A 23728-nucleotide genomic window follows, 5' to 3' on the forward strand; every position below is an offset into this window, starting at 1 on the left:
CTTTCCCTCCTGAACCCATTTCCCCCTATTATCCGCACCTGCCGCCGTCCTATACCAGCCGCCCGTCACAACCCTCCCCCTCGCGAATACCATATAACATAAACACCCATTATCGCTACGGGAGGGTTGAACACCTTGGAAACCGACACCCTTAGGCATTACGTCCCCGCCGGCAAACACCGCCTGCCTCCCCTACCCTATCCCTACGACGCCCTCGAACCCGTCATCGGCGCCGCCACGCTCCGCTTCCACCACGACCACCACCACAAAGCCTACGTCGACGGCCTCAACAAAGCCGAGCTGGCGCTCGTCGACGCGCGAACCGGCGACGACTTCGCCTATGTGAAGTACTGGGAAAACGAACTCGCCTACAACGGCTCGGGGCACATCCTCCACAGCATCTACTGGACGGTCATGGCGCCCCCCGACTGCGGCGGCGAGCCCGGCCCCTGCGCCACCCGGGAAATCGAAAAATACTTCGGCGGCCTCGGCCCCTTCTGCCGGCAATTCGTCGCCGCCACCGTCAAAGTCGAAGCCTCCGGCTGGGGGGTGCTCGCCTGGAACCCCGCCTGGCATCACCTGGAAATCCTCACCGCCGAAAAACACCAAAACCTCACCCAGTGGGGCGTCGCCCCCATCCTCGTCGCCGACGTCTGGGAACACGCCTACTACCTCGACTACCAGTACCGGCGCGAGGAATACGTCCGCGAATGGCTCAAGCTCATCAACTGGTGCGAGGTCGAAAACCGCCTCCTCCTAGCCATGGAAGGCCGCCTGCCCCTGCTGGCGGCAAACCTCGCCGACTGACCCGTGACCGGCCGGACTAATCCGGCCGGTCCTTTTCCGGCGCTCATCACGCGCCAGCCGTTCCGCAGGCCTCTCGCCCCATCCCGCCTCCGCCTTACCTCATCGCGACAATTACTTTTTTTCATGCAGGAATTTCCCTTCTCAAGAAGAATAGAAAAATTCATCAAAAACCCGAAAAACCCGGTGATATCGCTAAAACACTAGGTTTTACGACAAAATCCGACCAATATTGCATCGGCAGCCATTATTTCTGAGGATGGCAACACTGGCAGTCCTTGCTTTTTTTATTATTGGCAGCAAAAATCATAACATAAACAGGGGGAATATTCATGGCAAGTTTCGGGTTAAAGGGTAAAATGCTGCTGCTGTTGCTAGTGCCGGTGATTATCGTCATCTCCGCGCTGAGCATTTACAGCCACCATGCAGCCAAACAGGCGCTTGACGACCAGATTGCGAAGACCGCCAAGTTCAACACCGGCAACCATACCAACAGACTCAACGCGAAACTGGTCGACAAGGAAGAAGCCGCCGCAAACCTCGCGGCAATTATCGGTTCGCGGCAACTAAGCCCCGAGGAATTGGCCGGTCTCTTGAAAGCGGTCAAAAGCGCGAACAAAGAAATCCTGAACGTTTTCATCGGTCTGGAAACAAAACAATACATGGAAACGAACGGTTGGGTGCCGCCGGCGGCATACGATCCGACCAAGCGGGACTGGTACAAGAAAGGCATGGCGGCCAACGACGTCGTCTATTCCGACGTCTACGAAGACGGAGGCACCAAGCAGTTGCTTGTCAGCGTGGTGAAAAAGGTTGTCTATAACGGCCGGCCCATCGGAGTCGTCGGCGTTGATCTCGACATGAAACAATACTCCGCCCTAGCCCAGGAAGTCAAAGCCGCCAAAACCGGCTACGCCTTTATCATCGATCCCAAGGGCAACTACATATACCATCCCACCCTCAAAATAACCGACAATATTTTCACCATCAGCAACGGAGCCTTCGCCAACGCGGCCAAGAAATTCCTCAGCGGCGAAGAGACCATGCAGCAATTCGCCTTCGGAGGTATCGAAAAAATCTTCAATTCGGCCCCTATCGGCCGGACAGGCTGGGTCCTGGTGATTTCCGTGCCGGTCGCCGAACTGCATGCGCCGATAAATGCCATGGCGTGGACCTCGATCGCTGCTGGAACGGTATCGATCATCATCCTTGGCTTGCTGATAATCTTCATCACCCTTAAAATCACCCGGCCCATCCGCGAGCTGGCAGATGTAACGGCTCGGATTGCGCAAGGCGATCTCACCATGGATACCGCCCGTCTGGCCGCCAGCGCACCCAGGGACGAGATCGGCAGCCTCATCCAGGGCTTCCACACCATGACGGGCCATTTGCGCCAGCTCATCAAGCAGCTGGCGGCCGCCGCCGAGCAGGTGGCTGCTTCGGCCGAACAGCTTACCGCCAGCGCAGACCAGTCGGCCCAGGCTGCCAATCAGGTCGCGGGGTCCATCACCGATGTGGCCCGCAATACCGACAAACAACTGAACGCAGTCAACGATGCCACCTGTATCGTCGAACAGATGTCGTCCGGTATTGAACAGGCGGCCGCAAATGCCAACACGGTAGCCGCTCAGACGGCCCAGGCGGCCCAGACGGCCCAGGAAGGCAGAAACTCGGTCGAACAAGCGGTCGGACAGATGACTTCGATCGAACAGACGGTAAATATGTCGGCCCAGGTAGTGGTGAAACTGGGCGAACGCTCCAAGGAAATCGGCCAAATCGTCGACACTATTTCCGGCATCGCCGGCCAAACAAACCTGCTGGCACTCAACGCCGCTATCGAAGCGGCGCGGGCAGGCGAACAAGGCCGCGGTTTCGCGGTCGTCGCCGAAGAAGTGCGCAAGTTGGCCGAACAGTCGCAGGACGCCGCCAAGCAGATCGCCACCATGATCGGCGAAATCCAGAGCGATACCGACAAGGCGGTGGACGCCATGGGCGCCGGCACGCGGGAAGTAAAAGTCGGCGCGCAAGTCGTCGCCACCGCCGGCCAGTCTTTCCAGGCAATCGTAAAACTTGTCACGGAAGTTGCCGCCCAGGTACGGGAGATTTCCGCGGCGATGCAGCAATTGTCCGGCGGCAGCAAGCAAATCGTCTCGTCCGTACGGGCAATCGACGAAATGAGCAAAACGGCGGCCAGGGAAGCGCAAACCGTATCGGCCGCTACCGAAGAACAGTCGGCCTCGATGGAAGAAATCGCCTCCTCCAGCCAGAACCTCGCCAAGGTCGCCGAAGAACTCCAGCAGGCGGTCAGCAGATTCCGTCTATAACAAAAGCCCCGCCGGAGATGTCAAGCGCGCGGTTTTCCGCCCGCTTGACATCTCAGCTCAGAAATGTTAATCTTATAAAGATTATTGTCCATCAATCTTAGAAAGCAAGGTAAAATCTGCCTCCCCAGGTTTTCTTCATTCTAGTGAACGGTTGGTAATAGTCTGAGGTAATTGCGGCTGATAGCGCCCCGGCGCTATAATTACCATCTTAGTAATTACGGAGGAAGAAAAAATGGAGTTCAACATCATCAAAAGACTCGTCAAGCGCCTCGCTTGGCTGGGGTACACCGCCTACGAGATCAGCGCCATCGTTAGGGACGCCGTCGGCGACGACGGCATCGACGACGACATCTGCGTTGACAAAGCGGCCCTGGTCATCAGCCACCTCAGGCGGTACGAGCGCCTTGGCGCCGATTATTTGCTCAATTACAGCAAATAACCCAGACAGACAAAATCACATCCACCCAAACGGGAGGGCGAAAAGCCCTCCCGTTTCCTTTTCCCGTAAAACCGCCCATCGCATACTCATCCCCCGCCGGCCTGTTTTTCCGCTCCCCTGGCAGGAATTACCCGCGCGGAAGTTTAATTACGTCATAAATATACACCAAATTACACCGGGAGGACCGCCAATGCCGCGCAAAATCATCTGCATCGCCGCCTGTCTCTGGCTGCTCCTCATCGCGCCGTGCGGCGCGGAGGAAAAGAAAGAAGAATGGGCCGACAAATCGTGCGACTTCACCATGATCAGGACGGTCGCCGTCCGGCTCGCCGTCGACGACGGTCTGAACATCAGCGAAATCGAACGCCGAAAACTCAACGACCTTGTCGACTCGCGGATAATCAGATCCGGCGACCAGCGGGTCAAATTCATCGCCGCCAGCCAGCTCGAAGAAAGCATCGGCAAAACCATCGGCGCCGACCTCGGCCTGCTCCGCTTCGAAAACAGGGACAAGTACGCCGCCGTCATGCGCGAATACGCGCCCCAGTTCGCCGACGCCGTCCTCACCGTCGCCGTCAAAACCCTCTCCACCACCCAGGTCTATGTGCCCGAAAGCATCCGCTACTACACCACCTACGAAAAGCGGTACATATCCGTCCCCGCCTACACCCACCGCGGCACCGTCTACTACACCACCCAGGAAATCCGCGTCCCCGTCCAGCGCAGCGAAGTCCAGCCCGCTCACTACGAATACTTCGGCCACGCCGGCGCCGAATTCGCCCTTGCCAGAAGCAGAGACGGCAAAAAAATCTGGCTGCTCCTCGACATGCGCGACGGCCAGTCCAAAGTGCCGATCGAAATGACCGAGCGGATCTTCAAGCGCGCCATGGACCGCTTCCGCGCAGTGGCCGACAACCGGCTCCCCTGACCTCCGCCGCCAGACCACAAGAAAGGCAGGACGACCGCATGACCCTCTACACCATCGGCTCCGGAAAAAAATCCGCCCGCGACTTCTTCACCCTCCTTGAGCAGCATGGCGTCAGACGGGTCATCGACATCCGCCTGAGCAACACCTCCCAGCTCGCCGGCTACACCAAAAAACCCGACCTCGAATACTTCCTGACCGCCATCGCCGGCATCGGCTACCTTCACCTGACCGATTTCGCCCCCACCGAAGACCTCATGGACGGCTACAAGACCAAAAAAATCGGCTGGCCCGAGTACGAACGGGAATACGCCCGCCTGCTCGAAGCCCGCCAGGCCCTCGGCAAAACCGACCCCGCCCTGTTCGACGGCGCCTGCCTGCTGTGCAGCGAACCGTCCACCGCGCGCTGCCACCGCCGGCTGCTCGCCGAACACCTGGCAGCGAAAACCCCCGGCCTCAAAATAGTCCATCTCTGAAAACCGTTCACCCGCCGACAAAAACCGCGAATATCGCGGTTTTTCGTTTGTAAGTGGCGACGGGCGGCATAGCGGGTTTTTCCGCCCGCAAACGCGATTGTCGGCGCAATGCGCGCCTTTCGGCCGGTTGTAATCCGCCGGCCCCGGGACTATAATTGAATCTGAATTCCGGCCGCCGGTACCCCGTCATGGCGGGCCCGCCGGCAGCCGATCCCGAAGGTGCGCTCATGTCCTTACTGCCCAGTTTGTTCGCCAACCGCCAGTTCCAGATCATCGTCATCGTGCAGATGCTGATGGTCTTCAGCAACAACCTGCTCAACCCCGTCCTGCCCGTCCACTTTCAATCAATCGGGCTGAACGAATCCCAGATCGGCTTCGCCATGGGCATCGTCTCCCTCGGCGCCCTGCTCCTCAGGCCCTGGTCAGGCATGAGCGCCGACGTGCGCGGCAGCCGCTTCACCCTCCTCGTCGGCCAGTTCCTGATGTGGACCGGCTTCGCGGCCTACCTGTGGGTTACCGGCTTCTGGCCGCTGCTGTTCGTGCGCTTCTACCAGGGGGTCGCCATGTCCTTCTACGGCACCGGCGCCGTTACCTTCGCCAGCACCGTCGGCACGCGGGAAACCGCCACCGCCGCCATCGCCTACTTCTCCCTCTTCACCATGATCGGCCTCGGCGCCGGCACCAGCGCCGGCCCCTTCCTCTACCAGGCCGTAGGCTTCACGCCCCTGATCGCCGTCAGCCTCACCGCGGCCGCCTGCGCCGCGGCCGTGACCTGGTTCGGCACCAAACCCGCCCCCGCCCGCGCCGGCGAAGGACGCGCGCCCTTCCGCGCCGTCCTGGCAGCCAAAATCGTCCTCGCCCCCTCGGTCTGTCTGTTCGCCTCCAACTTCACCCTCGGCACGATGTTCACCTTCGTCCCCCTGCTCGCGCTTGCCCGCGGCATCGGCGGCTACTCCGTCTTCTTCGTCTCCTTCAGCCTCGCCGTCGTCCTCGCCCGCCTGGGCGTCCGGGCGGTCAACGACTGGTTCGGCCCCGTCAAAACCTCCGTCGGCGCCAGCATCCTTAACGCCGCCAGCGCCCTCCTCCTCGCCGCCGCCCCGTCGCCGGCCGTCTTCGCCGTCGCCGGCGTCCTCGTCGGCTTCGGGTTCGGGACCATCTATCCCACCCTCGCCGGCTACCTCGTCCAAAACGTTAGGGAAGCCAACAAAGGCTCCGCCCTCAGCATCCTCTCCGGCGCCGGCGACATCGGCAACGCCCTCGGCGCCTCCGTTCTCGGCGTAGTCGCCCACGCGTTCGGCTTCACCGCCGTATTCTCCGCCGCCGCCGCCGTCATCCTCGTCTGCGCCTTCTACTTCCACACCGCCCTCGTCGGCCCCGCGCGCACCCCCACGCCATCCGCCTGACCCTCCACCCCGACAAAAGCAAAAAACCGCGAAACGCGGTTTTTTTTATTGCTGAAATAGTCTCCGTCCTCACCTGTTCTTCGCCTTGTCGAGGCGGTAAGCCACCTGATAATACTTGATATCGTACCCCTGCTGGGCGAGCGCCCGGGCAATCTTCCTCGCCCCCATGCCCAGCTTCCGGTACTCCTCGACCAGCGGCCAAGCATCCCCGGCAGTCGGCCTCGTCACGCGCGCCTGCTTAGCGGGAACGCTCAGCACCGCCGCCACCTCCTGGCGGCCGATCTCCGCACCCGGCGACAGCAGAACAAGCCGCTCCACCACATTGGCCAGTTCGCGCACATTGCCGAACCAGGGATACTCCCGCAGCGCCTCGATCGCCTCCGGAGTGAATCTTTTCGCCGGCCGCCGGTGAACCGCCAGGCTGCGGGCGAAATGCTCCGCCAGACAGCCTATATCCTCCGGGCGTTCCCGCAGCGGCGGCAGTTGGAGCGGCAGAACATTGAGCCGGTAAAACAGATCCTCCCGGAACCTGTTCATCGCCACAAGACGGGTCAGATCCTGATTGGCCGCCACCAAAATACGGACATTGACCATATTGATCCTGTCCCCGCCCAGCCGCATAACCTCCTTCTCCTGGATCATCCTCAAGATGCGGGTCTGCAGCGCCAGCGGCATCTCGCCGATCTCGTCGAGAAACAGCGTCCCGCGGTGGGCAAGCTCCACCAGGCCGATTTTGCCGCCCTTCCTCGCCCCCGAAAACGCCCCCTCCTCATACCCGAACAGCTCGCTTTCCAGCAGGCTTTCCGGCAGCGCGGCGCAGTTGACCGCCACAAAGGGCGCGGCGCGGCGCGGGCTGAGATTATGGATACCCTGGGCGAAAAGCTCCTTGCCGGTACCAGTCTCCCCCGTTATCATCACCGTCGAATCGGTCGCGGCGTACGTGCGGGCCAGCTCCTTCGCCTTGCTCAGCGCCGGGGAATCGCCGACGATCTGATCCAGGTGAAACCTGGCCGTCAGCCCCTTGTCGTAAAGCTTCCGGCGGATCGACTGCTCGAACTTCTGCAGCTGCGACACCTCCTGGAAGGTCGCCACCACCCCTGTCACCTGATCGCCCGTCCTTATCGGGATGCGCTTCGTGGCGATCTGCCGTTTGCCGATTATCTGCAGCTCGCCGATCTCCGCCTCACCGGTGCTCAGCACATGGGGCAGACGCGTATTGGGAATCACGTCCGCCACCGGCCGCCCGGCCGCCTGCTCCTGGCCGAACCCGAAGATATCCTCCGCCGCCTTGTTGAACAGCGTTATGCGGGCAGCCTCGTCGACAGCCACAATCCCGTCGGTCGACGAATCGATGATCGTCCTCAGCATCTCCGTACGGGCCTGCTCACGCCTGCGCACCCTCACCACCGACTCGGCCTCCCTGATCGCCTTATAGATCGACGCCTTGCCCGACTCGATCAGGATGCACGAAATGCCGGCCGTATTGGCGAACCTTATCGCCAGCGCGTCGCCCACCAGGATTTGGATGCCCTCGTCCACCGCCTGCCTCATCCCCGCATCGTCGCAATCGTCGAGAATCGTAACCAGGCGAAGCTGGGTGCCCAGAAAATCGTACAGACTCTCGCACTCGTAGATGACGTTCCTGAAGCCAGCCAGACCGATGGTCGAAGCATCCTTGCCCGCCTTGTTGAACGCCCGCAGCATATCGAGGGCGGTCACCTCGATCTCGACCACGGGGATGTCGGTATGCTCGGCGATATACGCCGCCGTCCCCCCGCGGCTCACGATCACCTCCGCGCCCCACTCCTGCGCCTTGCGCAGCTCGACCAGGCTGTCCTGAAACCCGGAGATATCGCAATGCGAAGTTGACACCACGATATCGCAGTTGGCCAGTTCGCGGGCCCGCTCAGCCACCACCTGCTCAGCCACCGCCTGCATCGAAACGAACGGCGTGATAATCCACATTTTTATATTCATGCCGCCTATCCTTTCCCTCCGGTCTCTATATCCATTATACAGCAAACTCCGCACACCAGATGTAAGAATGTTTCTTCTAACATTTATGACAATTATTACATTTTTTGGTTACCGAAGCACCGCCGCCCAGCCGGCCAAAAACGGGATAAAGCATATACGGCCCGCATTGGCACAGGATGTGCGATAAACCAATCCATATGTCAGCCGGCAACAACAAGCGAACCGAAAAGGAGAGGCTGCAATGAAAAAAGTCAGACTCGCGTACGGCAAAACCGGATTGGAAATCAGCGTCCCCGACGCCGCGGCGGTAATCGAGCCCCATCACCTCCCCGGCCTGACCGACGAAAAGCAGGCCGTCCTCGCCGCGCTGCGCGCCCCGATCGGCGCCCCGCCGCTCCGCTCGATGGTCCGCGCCGCCGACACCGTGGCGATAGTCATCTCCGACCTGACCCGGCCCACGCCCAACCACAAGCTCGTGCCGTGGCTGCTCGAAGAACTCGGCCACGTGCCGCGGGAAAACTTCGTCATCATCAACGGCCTCGGCTCCCACCGGGCCAACACCAGGGACGAACTCATCCTCATGCTCGGCCGCGAAGTGGTCGACACCGTCCGCATCGAAAACCACGACGCCTTCGACGACGCCAGGCTCGTCCGCGTCGGCCGCAACACCTACGGCTCGGAAGTATACCTCAACAAAACCTACGTCGAAGCAGCCTTCAAAATCGTCGTCGGCTTCATCGAGCCCCACTTCTTCGCCGGCTTTTCCGGCGGCCCCAAAGGCATCCAGCCCGGCGTAGCCGGCATAAAAACCATCCTCGACTTTCACAACGCGCACATGATCGGCCACCCCAACAGCACCTGGGGCGTCATCGACGGCAACATCCTCCAGGACGCCGCCACCCAGAACTGCCTGCTGGCCAAGCCCGATTTCATGCTCAACGTCACCCTCAACGGCGACAAGGAAATCACCAACGTCTTCGCCGGCGACGTCATCGAAGCCCACCGCCTCGGCTGCCGGTTCGTCAAGGAAAGCGCCATGCACGCCGTCGACCGGCCGTTCGATATCGTCGTCACCACCAACTCCGGCTACCCGCTCGACCAAAACCTCTACCAAACCGTCAAAGGCATGAGCGCCGCGGCCCAGATCGTCCGCCAGGGCGGCGCGATCGTCAGCGCGTCCGAATGCTCCGACGGCGTGCCCGACCACGGCAACTACGCCAAAATCCTCCAAATGCGCGAAACCCCCCGGCAACTGCTGGAAATGATCGAAGACCCGGCGTTCAGCATGTTCGACCAGTGGCAAGTACAGGTGCAGGCCATCGTCCAGCTCAAAGCCGACTGCTACCTGTACTCCACCCTCGACGCCGCCACCGTCGCCAATGCCAAATTCACCCCGATAAGCGACCTCGGGCAAACGCTGGCCGCGCTGGCCGCGAAATACGGCCCCGCCCCCCGCATAGCCGTTCTCCCGTACGGGCCGCTCACCATCCCCTACGTAAAATAAACGCGAGGAGTGAAAAAATGCAAATCAAGCGAACGATCGAAAAGGTTCCCGGCGGACTCATGGTTGTGCCCTTAATGTTCGGCGCCCTGATGAACACCATCGACCAGCTGCACGTCCCGTTCATAATGTCGTTCCTCAAATCCCTCGGCGTCGCCCCCGTCAAGCCCGGCGTATACGAATTCCTGCGGATCGGCGGCTTCACGGAATCATTGTTCAAAAACGGCGCCATGACCCTCATCGCCCTCTTCCTTTTCTGCTGCGGCAGCCAGATGAACCTGCGGGTCGGCGGCATAGCGCTGAAAAAAGGCGTCCTCCTCACCGCGTCCAAATACTTCACCGGCCTGATCGTAGGCGTCATCTGGGGCAAGCTCTCCGGCGACATGATGAACGGCTTCCTCGGCCTGTCCACCATGGCGATCATCGCCGCCATGACCAACGGCAACGGCGGCATGTACGCCGCCCTCACCGGTCAGTACGGCAACCGCTCCGACGTCGGCGCCGTCGCGATCCTCTCCCTCAACGACGGCCCCTTCTTCACCCTGATGGCCCTCGGCATGCTCGGCGCCAACTTCCCGATCATCGCCTTCATCGCCGTCCTCCTGCCCATCGCCATCGGCATGGTCCTCGGCAACCTCGACCCCGAGATCCGCGCCTTCCTGAAACCGGGCGAATCCCTCCCCATCCCCTTCTTCGCGTTCGCGCTCGGCGCCGGCATGAACTTCGCCAACTTCTTCAACCCCAAAGTAGTCGTCGCCGGCGTCACGCTCGGACTCATGACAACCATCCTGACCGGCCTCACCGGCATCCTCGTCTTCATGCTCTTCCGTGAAAGAAGCCAGATCGCCCCCGTCGCCGAAGCCTCCACCGCCGGCAACGCCGCCGCCACCCCGGCCGCCATTGCCGCCGCCGCCGCCGTGGCCATGGGCGCCGGCATGATGTCCCCCGCCGAAGCCCAGTCGTACAAGAACCTCGTTGAAATCGCCACCGCTCAGGTATCCCTCTCCACACTGACCACCGCCATTCTCTGCCCCATCGCCGTAATCCTCATGGACAAATGGCAAAAGAGCCGCGGCATCGACGCCAAAATCGAATACCCCGAAAGCGCACAGCCGGCGGCAAGCCGCAAAGCCTAGTCCGTCAAACCCACCTCGCAAAAATAACCGGCCGGAGCCCGCGCTCCGGCCGGTTATCTTTTTGCCTCACGCCCCGGCGCCCTTCTCGCCGTCCGCGCCGCGCGCCAGCAAATGGGTAGCGCACGACATGCATGGATCGAACGAACGGATGATCCGGCCAGGCACCACATACCTTAGCTCAGGCGTCGGTATCGTCGCCCCCACCAGGGCGGATTCCACCGGCCCGCGGTTGCCGTACGCATCCTTGGGGGAAAAATTCCACACCGTCGGAGTAATGATATCATAACGCGCCACCTCTTCCCCCTGCACGCGGGCGCAGTGGAGCAGCGCCCCCCGCATCGCGTCGGTCGCGGCGACAGCCTGGGTGCGGACGATATCCTTCTTCCGGCAGATCGGCGCCTCGCCCGGTTCCAGCCTCCCCAGCCACTCCCCGGCCAACTCCGCGATCAGGTGCGCCTCCAGCGAACGGGCCACGATCCGGTCCATCGTCGACGTGCCGCCGTCATAAAAACCATTCATCAGCATGCGGGCCAGCGGCCCGCACTCATAGTGCCGCCCCCGGTACAACACCGCCTTCGTCCACGTATAGGCTCCCGGCTTGCGCGGCGCGGGCCTCGTCTCGCAGTCGTCCCCCTCATCCCGTTCGTACCAGGCGCGGGTTACGTCCTCCTCGATCAGATCGAATCGCGGCGCGCTCAAACCGCCCTCGTCGACGACCCCGGGCCGCCACAGCATTGCGTCGTTCCTGGACCCGAACTTGAACAACCCAAAAGACAGGAACCGGCCGGGCGTCCTGCCGATATGGTAGTAATCGTCGTAGCAGCGGGCGATCAGGTCCGTGTCCGGAAGCAGGAACCGGCATATGAAATCCCGGATATCGCCGATAAGCGCCGCCGCCTGAGTGATCTTATCCACCGTCGGCGCGACCGCCACACCGCCGTGCACGAAACTGTGCTGGTGAGGCGCTTTGCCGCCGAACAGGGCAAGCACTTGATGGCTCTTCTCCGCCGCCTTCACCGCCTCGACATAATGCCCCGCCAGCCGCCGGTTGTCAGCCTCGTCGAGCCGGCAGTCGCCGCAGTTCTGATTCAGGAACGGCGCCCCCGCCGGCATCACGACGAAATCCGGCAGACTGAAAAAATAAAAATGCCGGATATGGTTCTGGAGAAAATCGGCCGCGAACATGATGTTGCGCATAAGCTGCGCGTTCTCGGCAATAGCGTTGTCGTACAGGCAGTCCAGGAGATAGCTCGCCACCGCGCCGTGGGCCGTCGAACATATCCCGCACACCCGCTGGGTAAGGTAGACCGCGTCCGTCACGTGCCGCCCGCGCATGATATATTCGAAACCCCGGAACAAAGTGCCGCTCACGTCCGCCTCGACGATCAGCCCGTCGTCCACCGCCAGCTCCACGGTCAGCGGACCGCTCAGGCGGGTCACGGGGCTAAACAGAATCTCCCGCCGGCTCATCGCTCTGCCCCCTTTACCGCCGCCGGAGGCTCATCGCCCGCGGCGGCACCTACCTTGTTCTTTTCCGGCAACGGCGTGAAAAAGGGCGACGAACCATCCGGAAAATCGGGGTTGGTGCAGCCGATACAGGGCGTGTTCGCCTTTACCGGCCAGCTCACGTGGTTGATCCACTGCCGGTACGGACAGTCTGCGCCTGTGCGCGGCCCCGCACACCCCAAAGAAAACATGCACTCTTTGTCGCCCAGCTTCTCCGCGAATTCCTTTTGATCGAAATATGACCGGCGCTGGCAGTGGCGGTGAACGGTGGCGCCGTAAAACAGCCGCGGACGGCCGAATTCATCCAGCTCCGGCTCCCCGTAAAGCAGCAGATGAGCCAGCGTCCCCACCAGCCAGTCGGGGTTCACCGGGCACCCGCTCACGTTGATCACCGGCCGCCCAAGCACCTGGCTAACCCCCACCGCGCCCGTCGGATTGGGTGCGGCTGCCGAAGCTCCACCGAAACTCGCGCACGTCCCCGCCGCTACCACATACCGGGCGGCCTTCCCCAGCCGCCGCACCGCCTCCAGCGCCGTCACCGGCCCCCTCCTCGTCACGGCTATCACGCTGTAAAGCCCCCCGTCCGCCGTCGGCACCGCGCCCTCGACCACCAGCGTGAACCGCCCGCGGTAGCGCGTGATCGCCGCCTCCAGCAGCGCCAGGGCATCCTCGCCCTGAGCCGCCATAAAGGTATTGCTGTACAGCAGCTCGATCATATCGGTGAAAACCCGGTTAAGATAAGGACTGGTCGTATTCATGAACGCGATATTGTTGTCCCCGCTGTCGCTCGTCTCCAGCCACACCACGGGAAGCCTGCCGGTTAACGCACAATCGTCCATCTTCGTTCGCCTCGTTTCCCGCATTTATATCCATCATATGCAGCGGCCGCCGGTTTAGTTTTCCCGCCGGCACCCCGCGGCGGTGAGGCAGGAATTCCCGGCGAATTATCGAAGTGGTTGGTAAAGACTGCCACTCTGGCGGGAAACCCGGCCACCCGGCCGGGCACGCGAACGGGGGGAAGCTTATGAGCGAAATCCTCTTCCAGCCAATAACCGTAAACCGCACGGTGATCGTCAACCGACTCGCCTTCGCCGCCGCCAAGGACTATCTCGACGGCGACACCGTCCGCCGGCAGGCGAGATACGCCACGGTCGCCGCCGGCGGAACCGGCCTCATCATCGCCGGCGCCGCCGACCTCGGCAACCGGGACGGCTGGCGGGCCGTCGTCGGCGCCGTGCACGCCAACGGCGGCAAAATCATGCCCCAGCTCGCCCCTCTTCCCAGTGACGTTAGTGCCGAACAGCCGAGCCGACTGAGCGGCGGAGAAATCGCCGCCATGATCTGCCAATACGCCGACCAAGCCGCCGCCGCCAAAGCGCTCGGCGCCGACGGCGTCGAAATCCACGCCGCCCATAATTCGCACTGCGCCCGGTTCCTGTCGCCGCTCACCAACACCCGCCGCGACGAATGGGGCGGCAGCCTGGAAAACCGCCTCCGCCTCCACAGGGAAATCTATACCGCCGTCAGGAAAAAAGTCGGCGACGAGTTTCCCGTCATCATCAAGCTGGGGATCGAAGACGCCCAGCCGGGTGGCCTGAAGTTCGCCGAGGGCAGGCAGGCGGCGGCCATCCTGGCGACTCACGGCTACGACGCCATCGAAGTCAGCCTCGGCCTCCGGGACCACCATACTGCTCCGCCCTTCCCGGCGACACCGCCGCAAAGCTTCATCATAAAATCCCACGGCGAAGCCCGCCTGCGCGAATGGAGCAAAGACATCAAGGCGCTGGTCAAAAAGCCGCTCATCCTCACCGGCGGCATCACCAGCCCCGTGGTCGCAGCCCGCCTCGTCGCCGACGGCTATGCCGACATCGTCGGCATGTGCCGCGCCGTCATCAGCGAACCGCGACTCGTCGCGCGCTGGCATGACGGCGACCTCTCCCCCGCGCCCTGCAACTCCTGCAACAAGTGCGTCACCGAGCTTTACGCCAAAGGCCTGCCGCTCGAATGCCACACCGCGAAAAAGTCCCTTGCCGAACTTCTCTTCACGCCCCCGCCGCCCTGCGGATGAGGGGTAAAGCGCAAAAACCGGCCGGAGATAACTCTCCGGCCGGTTTTTGCGCCCGCCTTCCGGGCCATAATAATAATCTCCTTTGGGAAAAATTTCAGCAAGATTATTAATCGGCGAACAACGCCTCTGAAGGACATTGCTATGGGCAACTTAGACGGAAATGCCATCCGCGTGAAGCTCCAAGAGTTAAAAAAGTTAATCGCCGGCGCGGACGATGTAAGCCAGGACATTGAGACCATCGCCAGAACGCTCAGGGAACAGTATATCGAAAGCGAGATCTATCCTCTGTCGCCTGTCCTGAGCGATAACCTCGCAAACCTGCGCAAAATATTCTCCGGCAGCGATGACATCCGCTTCCGCGAGCTCTGGGCCGTCCCCCTGCAGCTAAGGCGACGTTGATATTTCTGGACGGCATGGTCGACGAGGCGGCGATCAACGAACATATCATCGAGAAACTCACACAGCCGCAGGCCGTCCGGTCTTCCGCTCCGCAGCCGCTCAGCCTGGCCGACACCGTGCGGCACACCGTCATCACCGCGGCGTTAACCACCGAGGAAACCGAGATGGAGCCGATCGTAAATCGGATTCTTTCCGGGGACGCTGCCCTGTTCATCGATACTCTCCCCGCAGCGATCGTCGTCGCCACCCGTAAGCTCGAAACGCGCGCGATCACCGAACCGGAAACGGAGGCCGAACTGCAAGGCCCCCGCGACGGCTTCACGGAAGAGCTCCGCGTCAATATAACGCTGATCCGTCGCCGGATCAAAAATCCCAACCTCGTCGTCACTAGACGGACCGTCGGCATCCGCAGCCGAACGGATGTCGCCATCGTCTATTTCCGCGGCATCGCCGCTTTCAAACTCGTCCGCGAGGTCGAAAAACGCCTTGAAAAAATAACGGTCGATATCCCCGCGCCGTCCGGAATACACAGTCTGTTCGAAGACTCCCCCTTCTCGATCTTTCCCACAATGATGAGCACCGAACGCCCCGACAAACTCACGGCCGCACTGGCCGAAGGAAAAATCGGCATAATGTTCGACGGTACGCCGTTCTGTTGCGTAGCCCCCACCACGTTCGTTGACTTTTTCAAGTCAGGCGACGACTACTACGAGAAATGGCTGCCCGCCGCCCCGATCAGGTTTACCCGCTATATATCCGCCTTTTTTGCGCTGACCATGCCCGCCCTCTATGTCGCCATAACCAGCTTCCACCCCGGCCTCCTCCCCATGCCGCTGACCCTGACAGTCGGCACATCGCGCGAAGGGGTACCCTTTCCCACCTTCATCGAAGCGTTCATCATGGAGGGTTTGCTTGAGATCATGCAGGAAGCTGGCATCAGGCTGCCCAAGCTGATCGGTCCGGCGGTGAGCATCGTCGGCGGCCTGGTCATCGGCGAGGCGGCAGTGCGGGCGGGACTTGTCAGCCCGCCGCTCGTCATCGTCACCTCCTTCACCGCCATCGCCACCTTCAGCATCTCTAGCTACCGGATGGGCCTTCCTTTAAGGTTGCTCAGGGTTCCGCTGATGATCCTCGCCGCCGCCCTCGGCATGTTCGGCGTGATGTGGGGCCTGATAGCCATCGCCATCCATCTCAGCAGCCTCGAAAGCTTCGGCGAGCCCTACCTGGCGCCGCTCACCCCCAGGTCCAGCGCGAACCTCAGCGACCTCAAAGACACCGTCGCCATGCTGCCCGCCACCCGGATGACCGAACGCCCCGCTTACCTCGAACCCCAGGACGCCGTGCGTATTAAAGAGGAAAAAAGTGGACGCGATGATGAGGACTAGGTGGGTCTCCCCGCTGCAATTCATGGTGATAGCGGTCAACGCCATGTTCGGCACCAGTTTGCTCGTGCTCCCCCGACGGGTCGCCGACAGTGCGCACCAGGACATGTGGCTGGCGGTTCTGCTGGCAAGCGTGTTTATCGCCGTATCCTTCCGGATCGCCGCCGCCCTGGCCGCCCGCTTCCCCGACCTGACCGCCATCGAATACCACCGGATCCTGCTGGGAAAGTTTTGGGGCAACGTCTTGAACGTCGCTATGCTGGCCCTGATGCTCGCCGTCATCGCGCAGACGATCAGGATTTCGCGGATCGCCGTGAAGATTTTTCTGCTGGACATGACCCCGTCCCAGGTAATCGTCCTCGCCTTTCTGCTGCTCGCCGTGTACGCAGCCCAGAGTGGGCTCGGCCCCGTCATCCGGGTGCAGCAGCTCCTGCTCCTCTTCGCGCACTCGGCCTTCGTCGCCCTGGTGCTCCTCGGCCTGCTGGAAATCGAAACCGAGCATTACACGCCGCTGCTAGCCGAAGGCGTCATGCCGGTGCTGAAAGGCAGCCTGTCCTGTTGGACAGCTTACAGCGGGCCGGAGCTGATAATAGGGCTACTCTATCCATTCCTCGTCCGCCGGGGAAGCCTCGTCCGCTTCGGCCTGGCCGGCATCGGGGCGGTAACCATCTTATTCGTACTCATATCGGGAATCACGCTGGGGATTTTGGGACCGGAAGAGACCTCCCACCTGCTGGTCCCAACGATCATGGCCTACCGGGCGATCGAAATCCCCGACACCTTCATCGAACGGATCGACGGCTATCTGATGATTGTCTGGATCGCCGTCAGCTTCACGGCCCTGGTCAACTGGCTGTATTTCACCGGCTTTGCCGCCGCCCGCCTGATGAGGCTGGAAAACGCCCGCCCGGTGATGGCCCTGCTTGTTCCCGTGATCGCTTACCTCGTCACCGTGCCGCCGGACTTTTACTCGGTCGTCATCGTCAGCAAATGGATAAATTACGCCGGCCTGGCATGGGGTCTGGGCGTCCTGCCGCTCTTACTGGCGCTGGCCTGGCGGCGGAAAGAGGGGTGACGCGGTGCGGAAAACATTAAGGCGATTGCTGCTGGCCGCCGCGCTGCTGATAATTATCCTGCCACTCGGCGGCTGCTGGGACCGCAAGGAGATCGAAAACCGCGGCTACGTGCTTGGCGTCGCCATCGACCACGCACCCGCCGGCGAAGGGACCGGCAAAAAAGAATTCCTGGCTGCGCCACAGGGGGCGGGACGGCGGAAGTACCGTGTGACCATGGAACTACCCAAATTTAGGAAGGAAGCTAGCAAAGAAATTTCCAGTTCCCAACAGCACCTCCTCTGGTCGGCCGAGGGTGAGTCCATGCTCGCCGTCGCCCGCGCCATCAACGCCAGGGTCTACTTCGGCATGTTTTTCGAGGATATCCAGATCATGATATTCAGCGAGGCGGTGGCCAGGGAAGGCATCGGCGGCATCCTCGACTTCTGGCTGCGCGACGCCGAGATCCGCCGCAAGGTCAAGCTGCTCGTCGCGCCCGGCCACGCCGAAGACGTCCTCAAGGCCAACTTCCAGGTCGACGAGGTGAACAGCGTCTTCATCGCCAAGCTGCCGAAAAACGCCGACCGGTCGCCATACTTCCCGAGCAAGGCGACCGTCGGCGAAATATCGGAAGCGATCAGAGCCAAACGCTCCTTCGTCCTGCCGTTTGTCCTGGTGGAAGGCAAGGAGGTGAAGCTGGCGAAAGCGGCGGTGTTCGACAAGCGGCAGCGGATGATCGGCGAGCTGGACGAATTCGAAGTATATGGCGGGAAACTGATCAGGCGCGAACTCAAGCAGGGCGTGGTCGTCGTCGCCAATCCGGCCGCCCCCGGGAAAATCGCCGCTTTCGAACTGTACGAGGCCGACACCAAAGTCACCCCCCACCTGGAAGACGGTAAGCTGCGCTTTTCGCTGGAAGCAAAGTTTATCGGCACGATCGGAGAAAATCAAGTAACCGGGCAGGACGCCCTCGACCCTGAATTCACCACCGCGATGGAACAGGCTGTGGCGACCGAATACACGCAGATTGCGCGAAAGAGCTACGACAGGCAGCAGGCCCTTAAAGTAGAGATATTTGGTTTGGGCAAGCTGGTCTACAACCGCTACCCACAATACTGGAAAAGCGTCAAGGACCGCTGGGAAGAGGAAGTTTTCCCCTCCACCCCGATCGACATCAAGATTGCGGTAAGTGTGCGAAGACCCGTTCTGAAGCGCTGACGCTAACTCATGATCAGGATGCCGACCCCCGCCACTATGTAGCACCAGCCGGCAATGCGGGCCACCTTCGCGCCTCTGAGGCAATTCTGTTGCGTCGCCTGCCTCACGTTGATCAACAAGGAATAAACGCCGACAAGGATGACCATTATGGCAAACGAAGAATCGAACGGGTTCGTCAACAGGTTGAACACTGATTGATCGCCCATCATTATCTCCTCGACTAATACACGCAGCTGACCGCAAACTGCGACCAGATCATTTGTAATATTATCCATACTGTTGGGATTAATTCATACTCTTGCCCCAAGCAGTTTCCCCTTGGCGCATAGCACTTGCTCGCCTTGACGGACTGCCCACCTCTTTATAGATCTCAGAAATTCCCCTATTCGCTCCTGATCAATAAAAATAATCTTTCTCTTGCACGAATTATTCTTTATAATATTTGACATATGATCGAGACATAAAAAGACCGGAGAATACTCCGGTCTTTTTATGTCTCATCTTAGCCCCTGCCGCGTTCGCGGAAGAGCAGCGACAGCGACCACAGACCACCGAGGCCGACCGCGGTGTAAACAACCCGACTCATGAATGAACCCTGGCCGCCGAAAATGGCGGCGACAAGATCAAACTGCAGCAACCCTACCAGCAGCCAGTTCAGCGCTCCCGCGATAACCAACAGCAACGCTATTCTATCCAAGAATTAGACCTCCTTTATGTTATATTCCAAACGCAGTTTTATTATGCCCAAGGCTTGTGGCAATTAGTACATGTACCGCAAGCCCCTTTCGGATGCTATAATGTTATGTAAAGTAAATGCGTGTAAACGCTGCCTGTGGCAAGCAACATGAATATTGGAAATACTCAAGGGAGGGAGCGCCATGAACTTCAAGCGCGATAACCGTCTTGCCTTCGTCATTGCTTTGGCCGTGACGGTGGCGACCCTGGTCGCCGGCCAGTTGCTGTGGCAGAAGTACGCGGTCGCCAGGCCGCTCGACTCGGGCCTGCAGGGCATCGCTGGCGTGACCGCCGCCAGTTGGGACGAGAGCAAGAACGGCGACATCACGATAAACGTCACCCTCGGCGGCGTCGACAACTTCGCCAAAACCTACGGCGAAATCGGCGAAACCGCCAAAACCATCCTCGGGAAGCGGCCGGCCCGCATCAATCTCGTAGACAGCCGCACCCCCGAGTTGGAGACGCTTTTCCACGCCGTCCACTTCCACCTCCAGGAAGCCGTCGCGACCGGCAATTTCTCGGCCATGGCGGAACGTGTGGATGCCAAGGCCCGCGCCGCCGGCGCGGATGCCACAATGTACGTCGACGCCCGTAACGTCTACCTGCGGCTCACTAGAGGGGGCGCGTCCCTGTACGCCGTCGTGCCCCGCCCAGAAGCCGCCGCCCGGGAGGTGAAGTGATGCGTTACGCCCCGATAGCGGCCGGCGTCGGCGCCGGCAGCGTCATCTTTCTCGCCTGGCGGGGCGTCGACGTCCTGCCGATCCTTTTCTTCGCCGGTCTCGTGGCCGTGCTCGCTTACTACGGCAACACCAGGCTCGGCGGCGGCAAGCCCTCCTTCGCCGTGATGGGCGGCGACGGCGGACGCCAGCCGGCGGTTGTCTTCGACGACATCGGCGGCCAGGAGGTGGCCAAGAACGAACTGCGCGAGGCGCTGGAGTTCATCCGCGACCTCGACGGCATCCGCCGCCTCGGCATCCGCCCCTTGAAAGGCATCCTCCTCGCCGGCCCGCCGGGAACGGGCAAAACGCTGCTCGCCAAGGCGGCGGCCCGGTTTACCGACTCGGCCTTTGTGGCCGCCAGCGGCTCGGAATTCGTGGAGATGTACGTCGGCGTCGGCGCCCAGCGAATCCGCCAATTATTCAAGCAGGCCCGCTCCCTCGCCCGCAAGCAGGGCAAGGCGTCGGCGATCGTATTTATCGACGAGATCGAGGTGCTCGGCGGCAAGCGGGGCCAGAACGCCGGCCACCTGGAGTACGACCAGACCCTCAACGAGCTGCTCGTTCAGATGGACGGCCTCGCCACCGACGACGAGGTGCGCGTCCTCCTCATCGCCGCGACCAACCGCGCCGACATGCTCGACCCCGCCCTCCTGCGCCCCGGCCGCTTCGACCGCCAGGTGCAGGTCGATCTGCCGGACAAGACCGGCCGCCTCCAGATCCTCGGCCTCCATGCCCGCAACAAGCCGCTGGCCGCCGACGTCGACCTGGCGACCGTCGCCGCCGACACCTTCGGCTTTTCCGGCGCCCATCTCGAAAGCCTCGTCAACGAGGCGGCGATCGCCGCCCTCAGGGACGGCGCGCAGGAGATATCCGCCTGCCACCTCAAGGGGGCGATCGACAAGGTCATCCTCGGCGAAAAGCTCGACCGCCTGCCCGGAGCGGAGGAAAAGCGGCGCATCGCCGTCCACGAGGCCGGCCACGCCATCGCCGGCGAGGTCCGCCGGCCCGGCTCGGTGGCCAGCGTGAACGTCGCCGCCCGCGGCAAGGCTCTCGGCTATGTCCGCCAGACCCAGGCCGACGACCTTTACCTTCACACGGCCGACCAGCTTAAGGATAAAATCGTCGTCGCTCTTGCCGGCGCGGTGGCCGAGGATATCGTCCTCGGCGGCCGCAGCACCGGGGCGGGCAACGATTTCCAGCAGGCCGCCGCCCTCGCCCGCCAGCTCGTCCTCGGCGGCATGTCCGAGCTCGGCATAGTGTCGGCCGAGGACCTGCCCCAGGGCACCCTCCACATGGCGGTCGCCTCCCTCCTGCAGGGCCTCGAAGCGGAAACCCACGCCCTGCTCGCCGCCCGCCGCGACGCCCTGGAGCGCGCGGTCGCCGCGCTGCTCGCCAGCGAAGGGATGAGCGGCGACGAGTTCCGCGCCCTGCTGAACGCCCCGGCACACTGATGAAAAAGACGCCTTCCCGTTAACGGGAAGGCGTCTTTTTAGTTTCCGTAAAGTTTTTACATATATCTAAAATTACGTCGACTTACCCTGACATTTTCCCTGACAAATTCGTACATTTTCTCTGGCGGATTTTCTGGCATCCAGTCTGACGAATGGCCGGCAGGATGATGGTAGGCGAGGAAGGGGCGGAAATATGAGCGTTTATTTGACGATTTCGTCGGCGATCTTGTCGAGTTCCTCGGCGAGGGCGCTGGTTTCCCGGATGGAGCCGGTGAAACGGCCGATGTCGGCGGCGATGGCGGCGAGCGTGTCGCGGATGTCGGCGACGGCGGCGTCGGTCGCTTTGCTGTCGGCCTTGACGGCGGTGATTATTTCGGCGATCTTGCCGATCGATTCGGCGCTGGTCGCGGCCAGTTTGCGGATTTCCTCGGCGACCACGCCGAAGCCCCGGCCCTGGTCGCCGACGCGGGCCGCCTCGATGGCGGCGTTGAGGCCGAGGAGGTTGGTCTGGCCGGCGATCGACCTGATGAGGCCGAGCACCTGGTCGGTTTCCGCGACCCGCTGCTGGGAATGGAGGTTGGCCGCGACCATGTCCTCGGCGGCGGCGGCGATTTTTTCCGTGCGGCCGAGAATCTCGCCGGTGGTTGCGGTCAGACCGCCGAGGTCGCCGCTGAGCCTGCGGGCCAGGCCCTTGAGCTTGTCCTGGCGGTCGACCGGCTCGGTGACGGCGAGGGTGCCGATGACGCCGCCCTGTTCGTCCGTCAGCGGGATGACGACGGTGATGAAGGGCTGGCCGCTGTAGGAGTTGTCTTTGCGCATGACGACCCGCCGGCGCTCGTGGATGGCGGTGTGGGACGCCATGCCGGGCTTGACGGGCAGGCCGATCTGCATTTTGAGGTCGAAGCTGCTGCTCGGCCGGTAGTAGACGATCTGGTCGCGGTCGGTGACGAAGACGCCCACGTCGAGGAGGTCGACGAGGCAGCCGGCGAAGCGGGCGTAATCATCAATGATGAGCGGCGAAGCGGACAAAAAATAATCCCCCTTTGCTTTTGGGTAGCGGCGGTTTTTGGGCGCAGGCAATTATTACGAATAAATACTTTATTTTCTTATTCTTCTTATTTCTCGCCAGGACGGGATTTTCCTCCGCATTTCGGCAGCAAATCGTCAATTTTTGTCGGAAATATTCGCGCGGCGGAAGTGTCCCGCCGCGCGAATGATCGCTATAAAGAGTATTTGTAGAAGCGGGTGTCCACCTTCATCACCGGGAAGGCGGCCGGCAGGTCCTCGCGGGCGACCGGGGCGAAACCGCGCTTTTCGTAGAAGCGGTGGGCGGCGAGGAACTGCGCGGTGGTGCCGAGGTATATCTCGCCCAGGCCTTTTTGCCGCGCCCAGGCGAGGAGCGCCGCCAGCAGCAGGCCGGCGGTGTTGCGGCCCGCGCCGCGGTAGTCGGGGGCGACGAACATCTTTCTGAGGGCGGCCTGGCGGTTGCCGATGTCGATGAGGGCGATGGTGCCCACGACCCGGCCGCCGTCGAGGGCCAGCCAGAAGTTGCCCGCCCCGGTCCGGTAGAAGGTTTCGATGGCGTCGAGGTCGGGCTGGTCGGCGCGGGTGATGGCGATGCCGAATTCGTCCCGCTGGATGGCGAGGATGTGGGCGACGACCTGCTCCCGGTAGGGCGCGGAGTATTCTTCGATGTTAACCAACGCTCTCCTCCCCTCCCCCGCCCTTTTTCCGCTCCAGCCATTCGCGCTCGATGTTGGCCCGCATCCTGGCGAGGAGGTCTAAGGCGGCGGCACGCTCCCCGGCGCTGAAGCCGGCGAAGCAGACGTCGATGCTGCGGTTTTCCTCGGCGATTATGCCGGGATAAACATCGCTGGCAAGGTCGGACGGGATGAGCCGCCACATCCTTTTATCGACGGCGTCGCGTTCCCGCTGGACGTAACCGGCGGCCATCAGCTTCTGGACGGCTTTGGTGGTGGTCGTCTTATCGACCTTAAGGAGCGCGGACAGCTCGGCGAGGTTGAGGCCGGGGCGCTCGACGATGCGGGTGAGAAAAACGAACTGGCCCCGCTGGAGGCTAAGCTCCCGGTATTTGAGGTCGAAAAGAGTATGGACGCAGCGGGCCAGCGCCCCCACCTCGCGCAAAATTTCATTCTTGAGGCCGTTGATGGCGGACACCTCCATTGGATAAAAATAGTTGAAACTTCCACTAA

23 protein-coding genes are annotated in these 23728 nt (G+C 61.7%); 15 read left to right on the forward strand and 8 right to left on the reverse strand.

The window, feature by feature from the left end; all coding sequences use genetic code 11:
- The first annotated feature begins 135 nt into the window (after positions 1-135).
- From Q4T40_09950 to Q4T40_09975, 6 genes are all read left to right on the forward strand, one after another.
- Positions 136-807 carry a superoxide dismutase gene (locus tag Q4T40_09950; protein MDT8901564.1) on the forward strand — a complete coding sequence of 224 codons (672 nt, stop codon included), beginning with the start codon at positions 136-138 and terminating at the stop codon, positions 805-807.
- Positions 808-1136: 329 nt separating this feature from the next.
- Positions 1137-3128, forward strand: a complete 1992-nt coding sequence (locus tag Q4T40_09955) for a methyl-accepting chemotaxis protein (GenBank protein ID MDT8901565.1) — start codon at positions 1137-1139, stop codon at positions 3126-3128.
- A 232-nt stretch (positions 3129-3360) separates the two neighbouring features.
- A complete protein-coding gene (locus tag Q4T40_09960) occupies positions 3361-3567 on the forward strand; it encodes a hypothetical protein (protein ID MDT8901566.1) in 207 nt (68 codons plus the stop codon).
- A gap of 190 nt (positions 3568-3757) precedes the next feature.
- Positions 3758-4495: a hypothetical protein gene (locus Q4T40_09965; protein ID MDT8901567.1), complete on the forward strand. Its 738-nt coding sequence runs from the start codon at positions 3758-3760 to the stop codon at positions 4493-4495.
- Between the two features lie 38 nt (positions 4496-4533).
- Complete coding sequence (locus Q4T40_09970; GenBank protein MDT8901568.1) at positions 4534-4968, forward strand: DUF488 domain-containing protein; 435 nt, start codon at positions 4534-4536, stop codon at positions 4966-4968.
- A gap of 227 nt (positions 4969-5195) precedes the next feature.
- A complete protein-coding gene (locus Q4T40_09975) occupies positions 5196-6371 on the forward strand; it encodes an MFS transporter (protein ID MDT8901569.1) in 1176 nt (391 codons plus the stop codon).
- Between the two features lie 69 nt (positions 6372-6440).
- Here Q4T40_09975 and Q4T40_09980 read toward each other — a convergent pair whose 3' ends face one another.
- Positions 6441-8348, reverse strand: coding sequence for a sigma 54-interacting transcriptional regulator (locus Q4T40_09980; protein ID MDT8901570.1), 1908 nt, complete (start codon positions 8346-8348; stop codon positions 6441-6443).
- 241 nt (positions 8349-8589) lie between these two features.
- Between Q4T40_09980 and larA the strand changes: the two genes are divergently transcribed.
- Together larA and Q4T40_09990 are read left to right on the forward strand one after the other, a co-directional pair.
- Positions 8590-9852, forward strand: coding sequence for a nickel-dependent lactate racemase (gene larA, locus Q4T40_09985; GenBank protein MDT8901571.1), 1263 nt, complete (start codon positions 8590-8592; stop codon positions 9850-9852).
- A 17-nt stretch (positions 9853-9869) separates the two neighbouring features.
- Positions 9870-10985, forward strand: coding sequence for a 2-keto-3-deoxygluconate permease (locus tag Q4T40_09990; GenBank protein MDT8901572.1), 1116 nt, complete (start codon positions 9870-9872; stop codon positions 10983-10985).
- Positions 10986-11051: 66 nt separating this feature from the next.
- Here Q4T40_09990 and Q4T40_09995 read toward each other — a convergent pair whose 3' ends face one another.
- Both Q4T40_09995 and Q4T40_10000 read right to left on the reverse strand, forming a co-directional pair.
- On the reverse strand, positions 11052-12455 hold the full coding sequence (locus Q4T40_09995) for a nickel-dependent hydrogenase large subunit (protein ID MDT8901573.1): 1404 nt from the start codon (positions 12453-12455) through the stop codon (positions 11052-11054).
- The gene (locus Q4T40_10000) at positions 12452-13330 is read right to left on the reverse strand and encodes a hydrogenase small subunit (protein ID MDT8901574.1); all 879 of its coding nucleotides are present in this window, start codon (positions 13328-13330) and stop codon (positions 12452-12454) included. Before Q4T40_10000 ends, Q4T40_09995 begins: the two co-directional genes overlap by 4 nt.
- A gap of 185 nt (positions 13331-13515) precedes the next feature.
- On the opposite strand from Q4T40_10000, the gene Q4T40_10005 reads away from it, so the two are divergent.
- The 5 genes from Q4T40_10005 to Q4T40_10025 all read left to right on the forward strand — a co-directional run bounded on the left by Q4T40_10005 (position 13516) and on the right by Q4T40_10025 (position 18610).
- On the forward strand, positions 13516-14559 hold the full coding sequence (locus Q4T40_10005) for a hypothetical protein (GenBank protein ID MDT8901575.1): 1044 nt from the start codon (positions 13516-13518) through the stop codon (positions 14557-14559).
- A 141-nt stretch (positions 14560-14700) separates the two neighbouring features.
- On the forward strand, positions 14701-14958 hold the full coding sequence (locus Q4T40_10010; protein MDT8901576.1) for a hypothetical protein: 258 nt from the start codon (positions 14701-14703) through the stop codon (positions 14956-14958).
- Positions 14955-16343, forward strand: coding sequence for a spore germination protein (locus tag Q4T40_10015; GenBank protein ID MDT8901577.1), 1389 nt, complete (start codon positions 14955-14957; stop codon positions 16341-16343). Before Q4T40_10010 ends, Q4T40_10015 begins: the two co-directional genes overlap by 4 nt.
- Positions 16330-17415, forward strand: coding sequence for a GerAB/ArcD/ProY family transporter (locus Q4T40_10020; protein MDT8901578.1), 1086 nt, complete (start codon positions 16330-16332; stop codon positions 17413-17415). The genes Q4T40_10015 and Q4T40_10020 overlap by 14 nt, the downstream gene beginning before the upstream one ends.
- Before the next feature lie 4 nt (positions 17416-17419).
- Positions 17420-18610: a Ger(x)C family spore germination protein gene (locus Q4T40_10025; protein ID MDT8901579.1), complete on the forward strand. Its 1191-nt coding sequence runs from the start codon at positions 17420-17422 to the stop codon at positions 18608-18610.
- A 2-nt stretch (positions 18611-18612) separates the two neighbouring features.
- Here the strand turns inward: Q4T40_10025 and Q4T40_10030 are convergent, their stop codons facing one another.
- Both Q4T40_10030 and Q4T40_10035 read right to left on the reverse strand, forming a co-directional pair.
- Positions 18613-18816 carry a hypothetical protein gene (locus Q4T40_10030; GenBank protein ID MDT8901580.1) on the reverse strand — a complete coding sequence of 68 codons (204 nt, stop codon included), beginning with the start codon at positions 18814-18816 and terminating at the stop codon, positions 18613-18615.
- A 296-nt stretch (positions 18817-19112) separates the two neighbouring features.
- Complete coding sequence (locus Q4T40_10035) at positions 19113-19307, reverse strand: DUF378 domain-containing protein (GenBank protein ID MDT8901581.1); 195 nt, start codon at positions 19305-19307, stop codon at positions 19113-19115.
- A 181-nt stretch (positions 19308-19488) separates the two neighbouring features.
- Here Q4T40_10035 and Q4T40_10040 point away from each other — a divergent pair, with 181 nt between their 5' ends.
- Both Q4T40_10040 and Q4T40_10045 read left to right on the forward strand, forming a co-directional pair.
- Positions 19489-20025 (forward strand): hypothetical protein, encoded by a 537-nt coding sequence (locus Q4T40_10040; protein ID MDT8901582.1) that lies wholly within the window; start codon positions 19489-19491, stop codon positions 20023-20025.
- Positions 20025-21515, forward strand: a complete 1491-nt coding sequence (locus Q4T40_10045; protein ID MDT8901583.1) for an AAA family ATPase — start codon at positions 20025-20027, stop codon at positions 21513-21515. The genes Q4T40_10040 and Q4T40_10045 overlap by 1 nt, the downstream gene beginning before the upstream one ends.
- A 201-nt stretch (positions 21516-21716) precedes the next feature.
- On the opposite strand, the gene Q4T40_10050 is transcribed toward Q4T40_10045, so the two are convergent.
- The 3 genes from Q4T40_10050 to Q4T40_10060 all read right to left on the reverse strand — a co-directional run bounded on the left by Q4T40_10050 (position 21717) and on the right by Q4T40_10060 (position 23699).
- Positions 21717-22544: a methyl-accepting chemotaxis protein gene (locus tag Q4T40_10050; protein ID MDT8901584.1), complete on the reverse strand. Its 828-nt coding sequence runs from the start codon at positions 22542-22544 to the stop codon at positions 21717-21719.
- A gap of 191 nt (positions 22545-22735) precedes the next feature.
- Positions 22736-23218, reverse strand: a complete 483-nt coding sequence (locus tag Q4T40_10055; protein MDT8901585.1) for a GNAT family N-acetyltransferase — start codon at positions 23216-23218, stop codon at positions 22736-22738.
- Entirely contained in the window at positions 23211-23699 is a 489-nt protein-coding gene (locus Q4T40_10060) for a MarR family transcriptional regulator (GenBank protein ID MDT8901586.1), read from the reverse strand. The genes Q4T40_10055 and Q4T40_10060 overlap by 8 nt, the downstream gene beginning before the upstream one ends.
- Positions 23700-23728: the final 29 nt, after the last annotated feature.

The organism is Selenomonadales bacterium 4137-cl (assembly GCA_032334055.1).
In the GTDB taxonomy this organism is placed as follows: domain Bacteria; phylum Bacillota; class Negativicutes; order Sporomusales; family UBA7701; genus Anaeroselena; species Anaeroselena agilis.